Source organism: Mesorhizobium sp. P2_E6 (genome assembly GCF_056403835.1).
This window is the reverse complement of record NZ_JBFUEQ010000020.1, coordinates 17,859-31,214: the sequence shown is the minus strand read 5'-3', so window position 1 is coordinate 31,214 and position 13,356 is coordinate 17,859. Positions and strand designations below refer to the sequence as shown.

General features: G+C 59.6%; 12 protein-coding genes. 8 read left to right on the top strand and 4 right to left on the bottom strand.

The window, feature by feature from the left end; all coding sequences use genetic code 11:
• Positions 1-13: 13 nt before the first annotated feature.
• Together AC1D08_RS32200 and AC1D08_RS32195 are read right to left on the bottom strand one after the other, a co-directional pair.
• A complete protein-coding gene (locus tag AC1D08_RS32200) occupies positions 14-1,471 on the bottom strand; it encodes an FAD-binding oxidoreductase (protein WP_477228928.1) in 1,458 nt (485 codons plus the stop codon).
• 62 nt (positions 1,472-1,533) lie between these two features.
• On the bottom strand, positions 1,534-2,394 hold the full coding sequence (locus AC1D08_RS32195; protein ID WP_477228946.1) for an SMP-30/gluconolactonase/LRE family protein: 861 nt from the start codon (positions 2,392-2,394) through the stop codon (positions 1,534-1,536).
• 386 nt (positions 2,395-2,780) lie between these two features.
• Here AC1D08_RS32195 and AC1D08_RS32190 point away from each other — a divergent pair, with 386 nt between their 5' ends.
• The 6 genes from AC1D08_RS32190 (at position 2,781) to AC1D08_RS32165 (ending at position 9,206) form a co-directional block, all read left to right on the top strand.
• Positions 2,781-4,400, top strand: coding sequence for an ABC transporter substrate-binding protein (locus tag AC1D08_RS32190; RefSeq protein ID WP_457154725.1), 1,620 nt, complete (start codon positions 2,781-2,783; stop codon positions 4,398-4,400).
• Between the two features lie 39 nt (positions 4,401-4,439).
• Positions 4,440-5,459, top strand: coding sequence for an ABC transporter permease (locus tag AC1D08_RS32185; protein ID WP_477228930.1), 1,020 nt, complete (start codon positions 4,440-4,442; stop codon positions 5,457-5,459).
• 8 nt (positions 5,460-5,467) lie between these two features.
• Positions 5,468-6,322 (top strand): ABC transporter permease, encoded by an 855-nt coding sequence (locus AC1D08_RS32180; protein ID WP_477425032.1) that lies wholly within the window; start codon positions 5,468-5,470, stop codon positions 6,320-6,322.
• Complete coding sequence (locus tag AC1D08_RS32175) at positions 6,319-7,320, top strand: ABC transporter ATP-binding protein (protein ID WP_457154499.1); 1,002 nt, start codon at positions 6,319-6,321, stop codon at positions 7,318-7,320. Before AC1D08_RS32180 ends, AC1D08_RS32175 begins: the two co-directional genes overlap by 4 nt.
• A 47-nt stretch (positions 7,321-7,367) precedes the next feature.
• Positions 7,368-8,378 (top strand): ABC transporter ATP-binding protein, encoded by a 1,011-nt coding sequence (locus AC1D08_RS32170; protein ID WP_457154502.1) that lies wholly within the window; start codon positions 7,368-7,370, stop codon positions 8,376-8,378.
• An 84-nt stretch (positions 8,379-8,462) separates the two neighbouring features.
• Positions 8,463-9,206, top strand: a complete 744-nt coding sequence (locus AC1D08_RS32165; RefSeq protein WP_457154500.1) for a GntR family transcriptional regulator — start codon at positions 8,463-8,465, stop codon at positions 9,204-9,206.
• A 44-nt stretch (positions 9,207-9,250) separates the two neighbouring features.
• Here AC1D08_RS32165 and AC1D08_RS32160 read toward each other — a convergent pair whose 3' ends face one another.
• The gene (locus AC1D08_RS32160) at positions 9,251-10,078 is read right to left on the bottom strand and encodes an SDR family NAD(P)-dependent oxidoreductase (protein WP_477228932.1); all 828 of its coding nucleotides are present in this window, start codon (positions 10,076-10,078) and stop codon (positions 9,251-9,253) included.
• 50 nt (positions 10,079-10,128) lie between these two features.
• The gene (locus AC1D08_RS32155; RefSeq protein WP_477425030.1) at positions 10,129-11,268 is read right to left on the bottom strand and encodes an amino acid deaminase; all 1,140 of its coding nucleotides are present in this window, start codon (positions 11,266-11,268) and stop codon (positions 10,129-10,131) included.
• 405 nt (positions 11,269-11,673) lie between these two features.
• On the opposite strand from AC1D08_RS32155, the gene AC1D08_RS32150 reads away from it, so the two are divergent.
• The gene (locus AC1D08_RS32150; RefSeq protein ID WP_477425028.1) at positions 11,674-12,456 is read left to right on the top strand and encodes an HpcH/HpaI aldolase family protein; all 783 of its coding nucleotides are present in this window, start codon (positions 11,674-11,676) and stop codon (positions 12,454-12,456) included.
• Positions 12,453-12,923, top strand: coding sequence for a RidA family protein (locus tag AC1D08_RS32145; protein WP_477425026.1), 471 nt, complete (start codon positions 12,453-12,455; stop codon positions 12,921-12,923). The genes AC1D08_RS32150 and AC1D08_RS32145 overlap by 4 nt, the downstream gene beginning before the upstream one ends.
• Positions 12,924-13,356 lie beyond the last annotated feature (433 nt).

Below are 13,356 nucleotides of genomic sequence, written 5' to 3'. Positions count from 1 at the left end.
TCCGTTCCATCTCTCAAGATGCGGCTTCAGAGGCTGGTTGGGCTCCGTGGTAGCGCGCTACGCCGATCCCGGAGGGAGACGTGACGGCTTTGAGGGCGGAAGCGAGATCCTTGAGTTTCTGGGGTGTGTAGGCATCGTAGTAGGCTTGGTTCTTGCGGCCGATTGCGTGCTCGGCGCTGAAGCTGCCGCCGAAGTCATTGACGACGATATCGACCACCCAGTCGCGGACGCGTCTTTCGAATGTGCTGTCGGCGGCACTGGTGCCGTCCTTCGACGCAACCAGATTGAAATGCACACCGCCATCGCCGATATGGCCGAAATCGCAGATGGAAACGTCTGGGAATTTCTGCGGGATGTCGATCGCCATTCGTTCGCAGAACGCCATCAGTTGGCCACGGCGGAACGAAAGATCAAAAGCGACAAGCTTGCCCAGATGCTTGACCCCTTCGGAAATCGCATGCCGCAGTGACCAGATCTCATGCGGTGGCCCGATGATCGCATCTTCCAGCGGACAATCCTCGCTTTCCCAGATCTCAGCGAGCACGCTTTCCAGTGTCTCGGAGAGAGGCTGCTCGCCCTTACGTGGGTCCCAACTGCGCGTGATCTCGGCCAGAATGACATAATGGGGTATCACGCCGCCCTGGAACGGGTTCCTAAGGGACGGGATATGGGCCAAAGTCGCCGCGATCGCATTCCCCGACATGCCTTCGAAGGCGGTCAGGCAAGCGCCAAGCCTTGCTTCCATGGCATTGAGCAGCGGCATGACCTTGGCCGGATCCTTTGGCACCAAAAGTGCTGCCGCCGTCTGGCGGGGAACCCTCTCCAGATTGAGAACGCATTCCGTGATCAGGCCGAAGGCACCTGACGTGCCGATGAACAATTGCTTCCAGTCGACACCGGTGTTGTTCTTGCGCAGGTCGCAATTCAGGTCGAGGACAGTTCCGTGTTCGTCCGCCAGGACGACTGTCATGCCAAGGGTATTCTTTCGGACATCGCCGAATCTCAGGAAGCGTGCGCCTCCGGTATTGGTCGCTAGCATGCCGCCCAGCCGCGGATCGGCACCGAGATCGATGGGGAAAAACAGTCCGTGTGGTTCCAATCGCGCATTGAGTTCTGAAAGCCGCATTCCTGCATCGGCACGAACGGATCGGTTGTCGAGGTCGAGTTCGAATTGTCTGGTCATCCGGTCGACGCTCAGAACCGCCTGCCGGCCGCTGGCATCGGGTGTCGATGCCGCGACCACCCCGGTGTTTCCCGCCTGCGGTACGATATGGACCCTCTCTCGCACACAATAGGAGATTGCGGCAGCAGCCTCTTGCGTCGTCGCCGGGCGAACAACGAAGGCTGACTTTCCCTGATCGAAGCGGGCGCCGCCTTCATAAGCGGCCATGTCGGTGGCGGTCAGCACGCCATTGTCGCCAAGGATGGCGCGTAGGTCTGCAACATGGCGGTCGATCTGGATGGCTGACATTCTCGTTCCATTGCTTCGCTAGGGTTGGAGCGCATCGGTGCGCCGGCGAAAGTCGATGCGCCTCAACGGGGGGAGCCGAACTGCCCGACAGGTGTTCCAGGCACGGCCACCCTGAAGCTTATCAGCGAGCCGCTGCTGGTCGTGCCGGAGGCAATCGGGGAGAGGGATGTCACAAAGAGGGTTCGCAGATCGCTGCCCCCAAAGCAGGGCATGGTGGGTGCATCGAGCGGGACAGCCACCGGTTCGAGCATTAAGCCGTCCGGCGCTATTCTGTTGAGCCGCCCCGAAGAAACACCAGCGCTCCAGTACGTGCCGTCCTGATCAACGGCCGCGCCGTCCGGCAGGCCCTTGCTCTCGTCGAGAAGGGCGATGATGCGGCCATTCGAGATGTTTCCGGTCGCTGCATCAAAATCGAACGCCTGGATGAAAGGCCCACGCGAGTCAGCGTGATACATGGTCCGTCCATCCGGGCTCCAGGCCAGTCCGTTCGAGACGTAAACCCCATCGAGGACTTTCCTGCTGCGTCCATCGAGCGTGATGCGATGAAGGGCACCTGAAGGCGCCCTTGGCACTGCATCATGCATGCTGCCGACCCAGAAACAGCCATCGGGTCCGACCTTTCCGTCGTTGAGACGATTCATGGTCATTTCCGGCTCTGGATGGACCAGAAAATCCAGACGCTGCGTTGCCGGATCAAAGAGATGGATGCCGCTGCGCAAGGCGACGACGAGTTGGCCTGCCTCTGCCATGCCGATGCTCCCGACCTCGCAAGGCATCTTGTGGTGCGCGACGGTCCCGGAGGTGGGGTCAAGGCTGTAGATGGCCGGGCGCAGGATGTCGACGAACCAGAGGATGGAACGAACGGGATCCCATACCGGACTCTCGCCAATCTCGAGCCCGAAATCGATGCAGGTCTCGAACATATTGGTTGTTGTCGGCACGTCTATCTCCACCTTGCACTCCAGGACGTCGGCATCCGGTGTCATCTCGGAATTTGATATAGCAAAATTGCTGGGCTTGTCGACTGTCGATCTCCGCTGGGGCGGTCATATTTCTTGGAAAGGGGAGTTTTTCGGTGGGATTCTGGATAAAGCTACCCGCGGCGAGCGGTCTTGTACGTAGCCAGAAATCAGCGATTAATCTCCGGAATCGCTTAACAGGAAGGGGTTTCATCGCGAAACGCTCTGGGTCGCCGGGTGTGTGTCTTGTCGGCCAAAAAAGAGATTGACAGCCGTTCCTGATTGGCATTTATGATATATCAAATCAAGCCATCTGAATTGAATCAGGCGGACAACAAGGGGAATGAGCAATGATCAAAACAGCTGATATGCCCAGAACCGGGCGTGCAATCCGGACCATGCTTCTGTCGACCACGATGGCTGTGATGGTGGCCTCCTCGCTTGGCGGCGTGTCGGCGCAGGAGAAGCCGTTGATCATTGCGCGCAACCTGGCGGTCAACTCGCTCGATCCGGCGCGGACCTCCTGCGACACCTGCAATATCTTCCTCTATGCCGTCTATGAGACGCTCGTGCGCCTCGGCGACGACAACAAGACCATCAATCCGGCCTTGGCGCAGAAGTGGGAAGTCAATGGCGACAACACCGAGTTCACTTTCCACCTCAATCCGAAGGCTGTTTTTGCCGATGGATCGCCGGTCGAAGCCAAGGATGTGAAATGGTCATGGGAGCGGCTGACCAATTTGCAGGGCGGCATGGCCTGGCTGTTCGAAACGGTGAAATCAATCGAGACGCCGGATGCCCATACGGTCGTCGTCAAACTCTCCCAGCCCGACTCCGAATTTCTGGGAAAGGTGATTGCGCCATATGCTGGCATCGTGAACAGCCATGTTGCCATCGAGCATGGCGCCAAGGCTGGCAAGGATGACGCCGCCACCGACTCCGCCGAGCCCTGGTTCCTCGCCAATTCCGCCGGGAGTGGCCCCTATGCCCTGGAATCCTACAGCCCCAATGATGAACTGCGGTTCAAGCGCAACGCGGCCTATTGGGACAAGCCGGCTGCCATCGATGAGATTGTCATCAAGCAGACGAAGGACTCGGTTGCCCAGGCGCAGGTGCTGCAGAGTGGCGATGTCGACATCGCCATGCAGATCGCGCCCGACACCGCCAAGACGATCAACGCGCCTGGCGTTACCGTGGAGACTGTTCCGTCGTACAATTTCATCTACATGGCGATCAGCCCGGGAGCGAAATCCAACAAGGTGCCGATGGACGCAAAAGTCCGCCAGGCAATCGCCTACGCGCTCGACTACCAGGGCATTATCGACTTCACCATCGGCGGTGCCGGCAAGATGGTGCCGGTGGCGATCCCAAACGGGTTCCCCGGAACCGACGGTCTGCCGGTGCCCGTCCATGACGTGGAGAAGGCAAAAGCCCTTCTCAAGGAAGCGGGACTGGCGGACGGGTTTGACATCGAGTCCGTGTTTCCGAACGAGAATTACTATGGCGTCGACATGTCGACCTTGATGCAGCTCGTCCAGCAGGACCTGGCCAAGGTCAACATCCGGCTCCAACTGAAGCCGGTTACCTTCCCCGTCTGGTTGGACACCGTCAAAGGCGACGGGACATCGCTGACGGCATCCTTCTATGCGCCCGACTATTACGGCACCGACCAGTATGTGAAAACATTCGGAATGATCCCAGGCACGCGCTGGCTGAAGCGTTCGGGAGCGGATCGGGTGCAGGGCGTCACCAACATGAAGGAGAAGGAGCTGTTGGACAAAGCCGTCGCATCGCCCACCGAGGCGCGGGATAAGCTTTACAACGAGATCGCCCTGGAGATGATCAAGGATCGCGTCATCGTCCCGTTGGTCGGGCCGGACACGGTACTTGCCTACAGCAGCAAGGTGCAAGGCATGAAGTACAGCGTTACGTCAGTGCTGCCGTTGCAGGACCTCAGCATCAAGAAATAGCGCCGAGCCGCGGAGTGGCCTGATCGAGAGTTCGAATCCATGCAAGCCTACCGATACGTCTTTCGTCGCTTGATTGGGCTGCCGCCACTACTGCTTGGTGTTCTGACCGTTGCCTTCATCCTGTCGCACGGCACACAGGCCGATCCATTGTCGTCGATCCTGCCGGAGCGCCAGCTCAGCAATCCGGAGGCGGTGGCGGCCGCCAAGGCAAGGTGGGGGCTCGATAAGAGCCCGGTCGAGCAATACGTCCTCTATGTCAAGAACGTCGTCACCGGCGATCTCGGCATCTCCTTTCGCACCAAGCGGCCGGTTTCGCAGGATCTCCTGGCGCGTCTGCCGGCCACGCTTGAACTCGTCATCGCTGCCCTGCTTGTCGGGTCGGTGTCAGGCATTCTACTGGGCGTGCTGGCGGCCAGAATGCGCGACACGATCGTCGATCACCTGGTCAGGTTGTTCGCGCTGCTCGGCTCCTCGCTTCCCGTTTTCTGGTCGGGTCTGGCGGTGCTGTCGATCTTCTCCGTGCAGCTTGGCATCCTGCCGGGACCAGGCAGGCTCGATTCACGTTCCACGCCTCTCGATCCAATTACGGGATTCTATACCGTCGACGCGGTGCTGCACGGCAACATGTCCAGCTTCTTCGAGGCCTTGTCGCATCTGATCCTTCCGGCCGCTGTCCTCGGCTGGTCGATCACCGGCATTATCTCGCGGCTGGTGAGGGCGAGCATGCTCGATGTGCTCGGCCAGGACTACATCATGATGGCCAAGGCGAAGGGCGCGAGCAGCAGGCGCGTCCTCTTCCATCATGCGCTGCGCAATGCACTCATCCCGGCGATCACCGTGATCGGCTATTCCTTCGCTTTCCTGATCACCGGCGCTGTTCTGACCGAGACCATTTTCTCATGGCCCGGCATAGGCTCATACGCCGTGGATTCGGCGCGAGCCCTGGATTATCCGGCGATCATGGGCGTAACGATGCTTGGTGGCGCCGCGTTCCTGCTGACCAATCTCTTGACCGACCTTACCTACGTGCTGGTCGATCCAAGAATCAAACTCCAATAGGCGGCGAGATGGTCAATATCGTTTTCGCCCCGTTCCGGCAGCGCCGCCGCCGCCGCGACCTTTGGTCCGTGGTGCCGGGCTATATCGGCCTTGTCATCATCCTGTTCTGGATCATGGCTGCGCTGACGTCGCGATACTGGATACCTTACGCACCGCTCGACATGGTCGGCCGGCGCCTGCAGCCGCCAAGCTTTGCTCACCTGTTAGGTACCGACGCGCTCGGCCGCGATGTGTTTTCGCGCACCATGGCTGGCGCTGTCTATTCGATCCCCATCGCTTTGCTCGTTGTCTCGGTCGGCGCTGTTTTTGGCAGTCTGCTCGGTGCCATCGCCGGCTTCTTTGGCGGCTGGACCAACACGCTTATCATGCGTCTGGTCGACGTGACATTGTCGTTTCCGCCCATGCTTCTGGCCATGGCCGTAGCTGCCTCTCTCGGACCCGGCCTATGGACCGCAACGCTGGCGATGATTGCCGTCTGGTGGCCGCTCTACACGCGGCTGATGCAGGCGCAGGTCATAAGCGTCAAGCAGATGGAGCATGTCGATGCCGCCATCTCATCTGGTGTCAAGCCGCGCCGGCTGCTCATCCGCTACATTCTGCCGCTTTGCTGGACGCCCATTCTGATCAACGCGACGATGGATTTCGGCCAGGTCGTTTTGCTGGCGGCCTCGCTGAGCTTCATCGGACTTGGAGCCGCACCGCCGGCACCCGAATGGGGGGCGATGGTCTCGGACGGCGCGGTCAACTTCTACTACTGGTGGATCGCGGCAGCCCCTGGGATCGCCATTCTGAGTGTCGTGCTGGCGCTGAATTTCATCGGCGACCGGGTGCGCGACATATTGGATCCGAGGAAGCATTCATGAAGGATGAGCCCCTCCTCGATGTCCGGGATCTCAAGATCGCTTTCGACACGCCGTTCGGATATGTCGACGCCGTGCGTGGTGTGTCGTTCTCCATTCGCAAGGGCGAGATCATCAGCCTGGTTGGCGAGTCCGGATCCGGCAAAAGCATCACCATGCGTGCTGTCATGGGACTCTTGCCGCGGTCCGCTCGCATCAGCGGCTCGGTGAAATTGCTCGGCAGCGAATTGATAGGCTGCCCGGCGAAGAAACTCGAGCAACTGCGCGGCTCCAGAATGTCGATGATCTTCCAGGATCCGCTGACCGCCTTGAACCCGGTGCTGACGGTCGGAGACCAGGTCGTGGAGGCGATACGCATCCACAATCCCACGCTCTCGGCGAAACAGGCGCATGACCAGGCGCTTGGGCTGCTTTTCGAAGTCGCGATACCGTTTCCGGAAAGGCGCATGCAGCAATATCCGCACGAATTTTCCGGCGGAATGCGTCAACGTGTGGTGATTGCCATCGCGATCGCGAACAAGCCGGACCTGATCATCGCCGATGAACCGACGACGGCGCTCGACGTCACGGTCCAGGCTCAGATCCTGGAACTCCTGAAGCAGCTCTGCCGCCAGCAGGGCACCGGGCTGGTTCTGATCACGCATGATCTTGGCGTTGTCGCCGGTATGGCCGAAGCTGTCTCGGTGATGTATGCCGGATCGATCGTCGAGCGTGCCGCCGTCGATGATCTGTTCGATCAGCCCGGCCATCCGTATACCCGCGGCCTGTTGGGCTCGCTTCCCGAGATGAAAGGCGAGATCGGCCGTCTCATCGACATCGGCGGTGCTCCGCCGACGGCTCAGACCATGCCGTCGGGTTGCGCGTTCAATCCGCGTTGCCATTTCGCTGTCGATCGGTGCCGGAGCGAATCGCCATTGTTGATGAAGGCCGGTGCCTCGGATGTGGCATGCCATTTGGCATCGATGCTGCCGCAGTACCACAGCCGAAGGAAAACGGCATGACATCGGCCGTCCGCGATGGTTCGGCACCCAATCAAACCGGCGACGAAATGCCTTCGCAGGGAGAGATACCAGTACTGCTTTCGGTCAAAAACCTGGTCAAGGAATTCGGCACCGGCGGAGCTTTCTCGGGATCGAAGAGCGCGCCGGTCATCCGCGCGGTCGCCGGAGTAAGTTTCGATCTGGCGACAGGAGAGACGTTGGGGCTTGTCGGCGAATCCGGTTGTGGCAAGTCGACGCTAGCGCGCTGCATCCTGCGGCTGTCTCCGCCGACCTCGGGAGAGGTCTTCCTTAATGGCGTGAATCTCGCAAAGCTCAGTGAGGAAGAGATGCGGCGGCAGCGCCGGCATCTGCAGGTGGTGTTTCAGGATCCGTTTGCATCTCTTCATCCGCGCATGCGGATCGGCGAGATCATTTCAGAGCCTCTGGGCCTCCTTGAGATGACGAAGAAGCAACGACTGGATCGCCTTCACGAACTTGTCGACCTGGTCAAACTGAGTATGGAGCATCTTCAGCGCTTCCCGCACGAACTTTCAGGCGGTCAAAGGCAACGCGTGGGCATTGCCCGCGCGCTTGCGGTCAATCCCAAGGTGGTGATCCTGGATGAGCCGGTCTCTGCGCTCGACGTCAGCATTCAGGCCGGCATTTTGAACCTGCTCGCGGATTTGCAGGAACGGCTTGGTCTCTCCTACCTTTTCGTCGCGCACAACCTTTCTACGGTTCGTCACATCTCGAACCGGGTCGCGGTCATGTATCTTGGAAAGATCGTCGAACTCGCGCCAAGGGAACAGATTTTTGATAGCCCCAGACATCCCTACACCCTCGCCTTGCTTTCGGCTGTGCCAACAGCCGATCCAAGGAGCGAGCGTCAGCGAAAGCGGATCGTCTTGAAGGGGGACTTGCCGAGTCCTGCCGCGCCGCCAAGCGGCTGTAGGTTCCGGACCCGATGCTGGAAGGCACAGGAACTATGCGCAACCGAAGAGCCTGTGCTGCGCACGATAGGCAAGTCTACTTTCGCCTGCCATTTTCCTGAGCCAGACACGGGACAAGGTTTGTCCTGAGCGTCAGCGCAGCGATGGAACGCCTGCGCACTTATGCTATGGGAGAAAGAGCTTCTGCAGTTTGACCCCGTCTGATGAGCAGTCATGAACTCCCCAGCGATGGAAGAAATCGATCTGGAGCCTGAGGGGCCCGATGCAAACCGCGACAGTTTGTCGGAGCGCATCTACGCGCGGTTGCGCATCGATTTGATGACCGGACAATACGAGCCCGGGAGCCGGCTCAATATTCGCCGGCTTGCTGCCAACTACGATATGTCTCCAACCCCGGTGCGTGAGGCAATCGTCCAACTCGTTCGCGAGGGCGCGTTGGAATTGCGGCTTGGCCATCAGCCTCGCGTGCCGGTCCTGACCATTCCGCAGTACATCAACATCCGCGAGACCAGGGCGCCGCTCGAACGTCTGGCCGCCGAGCTGGGCGCCGTCCACATCAGCGAGGAAAACATAGAAACCCTGAAGGCGCTACACGACAGGTTCGTTCAATCCGAAAACCAGGAACGCTGGAAGGAAGCCCTGGCGGCCAACCAGGAGTTTCATTTCACCATCTACCGGGCTTCGGGCAATGATGTGCTGGTGCGCTGCATTGAAAATCTGTGGCTGCTGGCCGGCCCGTTTGTGAACAATCAATATCCTCTCGTGCGCAGCGCTGCCCACAGCGTGCATCCGCATCTGCTGATTATCGACGCTCTCGCACGCCGGGCACCCGGCGAAACCGGCGAACTGGTCGTCCGGGATTTGCGCGAAGGGTCTTATGTGATCCTCGAGAAGATCAAGAATGAGGCCAATGCAGGGCATGTGAAAAAGTCTCGGCGCAAGAAAGCCGAGGCTTGATCGGTCCGCTGTCGGCGGCCGCGTTGGCGCGGTGGGTCTCGGCCCTATTTTGAGGGTGTCGCTTTCGTCGCGCGCCGCGCCTTGAGCTTCTCTGCACCTATTACCGCATTCCGGTCCATCATCTTCCAAAGATTGCGCGGACTGGCGCCAAGCTTCTTGACGACCTTGCCGCGCTCGAGCGGCGCGAAGGCCTCGATCGTATTCTTCCGAATGGCTTCCAGGACGATGCCGGCGACAAACTCCGCGGTAACCGGCGTTCCGGCAAAGGACAGGGCCATTGCGTCGTCTTCGGCTTCCTTGTCGAGCATCGGTGTTTCGGTCGAGGTCGGATGGACGATCGTGAATTTCACCGGGCTGCCGCGCTCTTCGAGCGCGAGGGCAAGATGATAGGCACGAAGCGCGTGTTTTGCCGCCGCATAGCTCGCGATGCCAGGAAAGGGCAGGAATGCCGTCATGCTGCAGACGGTGACAAGGTGGCCGTGTCCCTGCGCCTTGAACTTCGGCAAGGCGGCCATCATGCCCCTTACGGGGCCGAAGAAGTTCGTCCGCATCGTGTCCTCGTGCTTCTCCATCGTCAGGTCACGGGCGTAGCCCGTGTGGACGATCGCCGCGTTGTTCACCAGAACGTCGAGGTGTCCGAATTTTTCCCAGACATGATCAAGGACTTGGTCCCACTGCTCTGACGAGCAGATGTCCAGTTTGACCGTTGAGGCGGCGGGACCGATCGACTTCGCAACCGTCGTGGCGCCGGGCAGGTTGATGTCGGCCAGCACCACGGTGTTGCCGGCTTCGGCGGCCAGCCTGGCGAGAGCCGCGCCGATGCCGCTTGCCGCGCCGGTGATGAGAAAGACCTTTGGTTTGGACGGTTTCATTTTGCCTCTGTCTGTTGCGGTCAGGCGCTGCGGCCTGGACGGTAAACTTGCTAGAAGTAGGTGCGGACCGAACTGATCACCTGGTAGTTCTCGTCAACGACGTGCAGTACGCGCCATTTGTCGAAGGTCAGGCACGGGTGCGAGATGCCGAAGCCGACCATGTCGCCAACCGTGAGCGGCGAGGCCGCCGGGATGGTCATGTGACAGTGTTGGTCGTTCAGCCGCGTGACGATATGGTCCGGCGATAGCTTCTGCGGCTTTTCCATACCGCTTCCAGGCCGAAACCACGTCAGCGCCACCGGTTGGTCGTCGTAGGAAACGTCGCGCTTGCCGAGCCCGGCAATCAGCTTTTCGTCCTCCGGCCGGGATTGCACGTAGGCCCAGACTTCGAGGGCCGGCGTAAGCCCACCGCGAGAGTTGGCAAGCTCGGGATTGCGTTCCCTGAGTGCATCGACGGCTTTGGCGTAAAGGACGGAATCGTGCGTTATGTAGCAGCCGGATCGCACCAGAACCATGCTCGGCCGCGACAATGCCGCGGCTCCCAGTCCTTCGACCACCACATTGTAGAAGGCGGAGCCTCCGGCACTCAGGATGATCGGATCTGCCGCAAACAGATTTTCGGCGTCGCAAAGGCGCGCAAGTGAAACCATCTGCCCGACAAAGTTTTCGACAAGCGTCAATGTCGCCCCATTGTCGGCGCCTTTAAGGAGGCCTTCGAAGCCTTCGATGCCGCGAAGCGCGAGCAGGCCCTCGGTGCTCCCGATGTAACGAGCGAGATCCAGGGCTTCGTCACGGCTGCGGCAGCCGGTACGACCGCCGGGATAACCGAGTTCGACCAGCACTTGCAGGGGGCGGCTCGATCCTGCCTCGCGGGCGGCGTCTGCAATCGCGCGGATGTTCTCCTGCGAGTCTGCCAGAAACAGGAATTCAAAACTCGAATCGGCCGCCAGTTCGCCAATCACATAGTCGATGGCCTGCCGTCCGATGAGCTGGTTGGCCAGGAAGATCCGCTTGACGCCGAAGCTGCGGGCGACCTGGATCTGATGCAGCGTTGAAACGGTAATCGCCCAGGCTCCATCGGCAAGCTGGAGGTCGAACAGGGCAGGGCACATCGTGGTCTTGCCGTGCGGCGAGAGCACCGCGCCGGCATCGGCCAGGAAGGATTTCATCCATGCGCTGTTGTCGCGCACGGCCTTGTCCCTGAGGACCGCAACAGGGAGCGGTAGATCTTCCCGAAGGAGATTCCAGTGTTTCGCCGCGACATCGTCGATCGGTATAGGCCCGCTCACTGGGGGGACGCCTTTGTCCAGGGAGGACAAGGGGAGATCCATGGAGTTTAGAAGCGAGAGCATCGGTCGACAACCTATTTTGATATATGATTGTTACATTCTCCAGCCTGCTTGAGCAAGTAGGAGTTCTCGTCGAAATTGCGCCGGAGGCGACAAAATCGCACTCCGCAGAGAACGTGAAGGTCTTCATTAAACTCGGACACAGTCAGGAAGCGAGAGGATTGCCTAATTTTGATATTTCAAAAATGCCTATCCTCGGTTAATGATGGCTGGCGCCGCGCTCACTGAACCTCGATGGAGATTTTCTTGAAGAACGCCCTCAAAGCCCGGCTCGCGGCCGGCAGGGCCTGCCTGAACGGCTGGCTCGCAATCCCTTCCGGTTTTTCCGCGGAAGTCATGGCACGAGCCGGCTGGCACAGTGTGACGGTAGATCTGCAGCATGGCGTGCAGGATTATCTCAGCATGGTTCAATGTTTTCAGGCCATGGGCGCATATCCCGTGACGCCCATGGTTCGCGTGCCCTGGAACGAGCCTGGTATCATCGGCAAGGTTCTTGATGCCGGAGCGTGGGGTGTCATCTGCCCGATGGTCAACACCGCGGAGGAAGCCAGGGTCTTGGTCGCAGCCTGTCTTTATCCGCCAAAAGGAGATCGCTCGAACGGTCCTGTCCGCGCTGGCGGCTATGGCGAACCAGGCAATCACTATCAAGGGTTCGCCAATGATGAGCTGCTGGTTCTGCCCATGATCGAGACGCGGCAAGCGGTCGATAATCTCGAAGAAATTCTGGATGTACCTGGGATCAGCGGCGTCTATGTCGGCCCGAGCGACATGGGCCTGTCCTTCGGAATGTCCCCGACACTGGATAGGGAAGAGCCGGAGATCCTGGATATCTATGCGAGGATCATAGAAGAGACCCGCAGGCGTGGTCTGATCGCGGGTCTTCACAATGCCGCCCCTGCCTATGCCGGGCGTATGATAGGGCTCGGATTCCGTATCATTACCATAACCAGCGATGCCACCCTCCTTGGCAAGATCGCTCAGGAAACGGTCCGGCAAATTCAGACGGCTGCCGGCGAAGCAGCCCGATGATGTTCGAGGCGCCATCGGAGAGGTTGAGAAAGCTCGGTTTGACGCTGCCGCCGAGAAGAAAGCTGGTCGCCAACTTCCTGCCGTACAAGCGACATGGAGACCTGCTTTTCCTCTCCGGACAAGGCCCTGTGAGCCATGAAGGCGTGAGACATACGGGCAAGGTCGGGCTCGACGTTAGCGTGGGCGAAGCGTACCAGCATGCGCAGCTGGCCGCGCTCAATCTGCTATCCGTCGCGGATGCAGCGGCGGGCTCAATCGACCGTGTCGCAGAGATCGTCAGGGTGCTCGGATTCGTGAACGCGGCTGCAGATTTTACCGGCCATCCTGCCGTCGTGAATGGATGTTCGGACCTGCTTGTTTCAATCTTTGGAGCGCGCGGTATGCACTCACGTTCTGCAAAAGGTGCAGGTTCGCTCCCCAACAACATCACAGTGGAAATCGAAATGGTAGTTGCGCTTTCGCAATAGCGTCTGATCGACGCGAAAGGACGCATATTGGTCGCTAGTTCGACTGTTTGGCTACGGAGCCATACGAAACGATGCGGGAAGATTTCTGACTTGGTCCACGAAAAAACTCAATAAAATCAACATTATTGATACGTCCTCCGGGCCAACCAGTTTCTTTTGATAAAGAACATTTGCTTCGCGGAGGAGGGGCGCACGATAGATGCGACAACATCCAAGGTGGGTGTTTCTCTATGGGGGCGGATTCGGCGGTCACCAGAGTAAGACAAACGCTATCAGTGTGCTACCTATTGTGATACAAAAACAGGGCGCGGCGCTGGGCTCAGTACGCCACCCTCCATCGACCTAATCAATCATTTCTGCGACCGCACCGCCCTATGCAACCAGCTATGCCCACGGGCGCAACGGGGTCGCACTCAATCCCGTCGCCACGCAG

What these genes read in the sequence shown, in the direction of transcription:
- AC1D08_RS32200 (WP_477228928.1), bottom strand. Translation starts at nt 1,471, where the DNA reads ATGTCAGCCATCCAGATCGACCGCCATGTTGCAGACCTACGCGCCATC.
- AC1D08_RS32195 (WP_477228946.1), bottom strand. Translation starts at nt 2,394, where the DNA reads ATGTTCGAGACCTGCATCGATTTCGGGCTCGAGATTGGCGAGAGTCCG.
- AC1D08_RS32190 (WP_457154725.1), top strand. Translation starts at nt 2,781, where the DNA reads ATGATCAAAACAGCTGATATGCCCAGAACCGGGCGTGCAATCCGGACC.
- AC1D08_RS32185 (WP_477228930.1), top strand. Translation starts at nt 4,440, where the DNA reads ATGCAAGCCTACCGATACGTCTTTCGTCGCTTGATTGGGCTGCCGCCA.
- AC1D08_RS32180 (WP_477425032.1), top strand. Translation starts at nt 5,468, where the DNA reads ATGGTCAATATCGTTTTCGCCCCGTTCCGGCAGCGCCGCCGCCGCCGC.
- AC1D08_RS32175 (WP_457154499.1), top strand. Translation starts at nt 6,319, where the DNA reads ATGAAGGATGAGCCCCTCCTCGATGTCCGGGATCTCAAGATCGCTTTC.
- AC1D08_RS32170 (WP_457154502.1), top strand. Translation starts at nt 7,368, where the DNA reads ATGCCTTCGCAGGGAGAGATACCAGTACTGCTTTCGGTCAAAAACCTG.
- AC1D08_RS32165 (WP_457154500.1), top strand. Translation starts at nt 8,463, where the DNA reads ATGAACTCCCCAGCGATGGAAGAAATCGATCTGGAGCCTGAGGGGCCC.
- AC1D08_RS32160 (WP_477228932.1), bottom strand. Translation starts at nt 10,078, where the DNA reads ATGAAACCGTCCAAACCAAAGGTCTTTCTCATCACCGGCGCGGCAAGC.
- AC1D08_RS32145 (WP_477425026.1), top strand. Translation starts at nt 12,453, where the DNA reads ATGATGTTCGAGGCGCCATCGGAGAGGTTGAGAAAGCTCGGTTTGACG.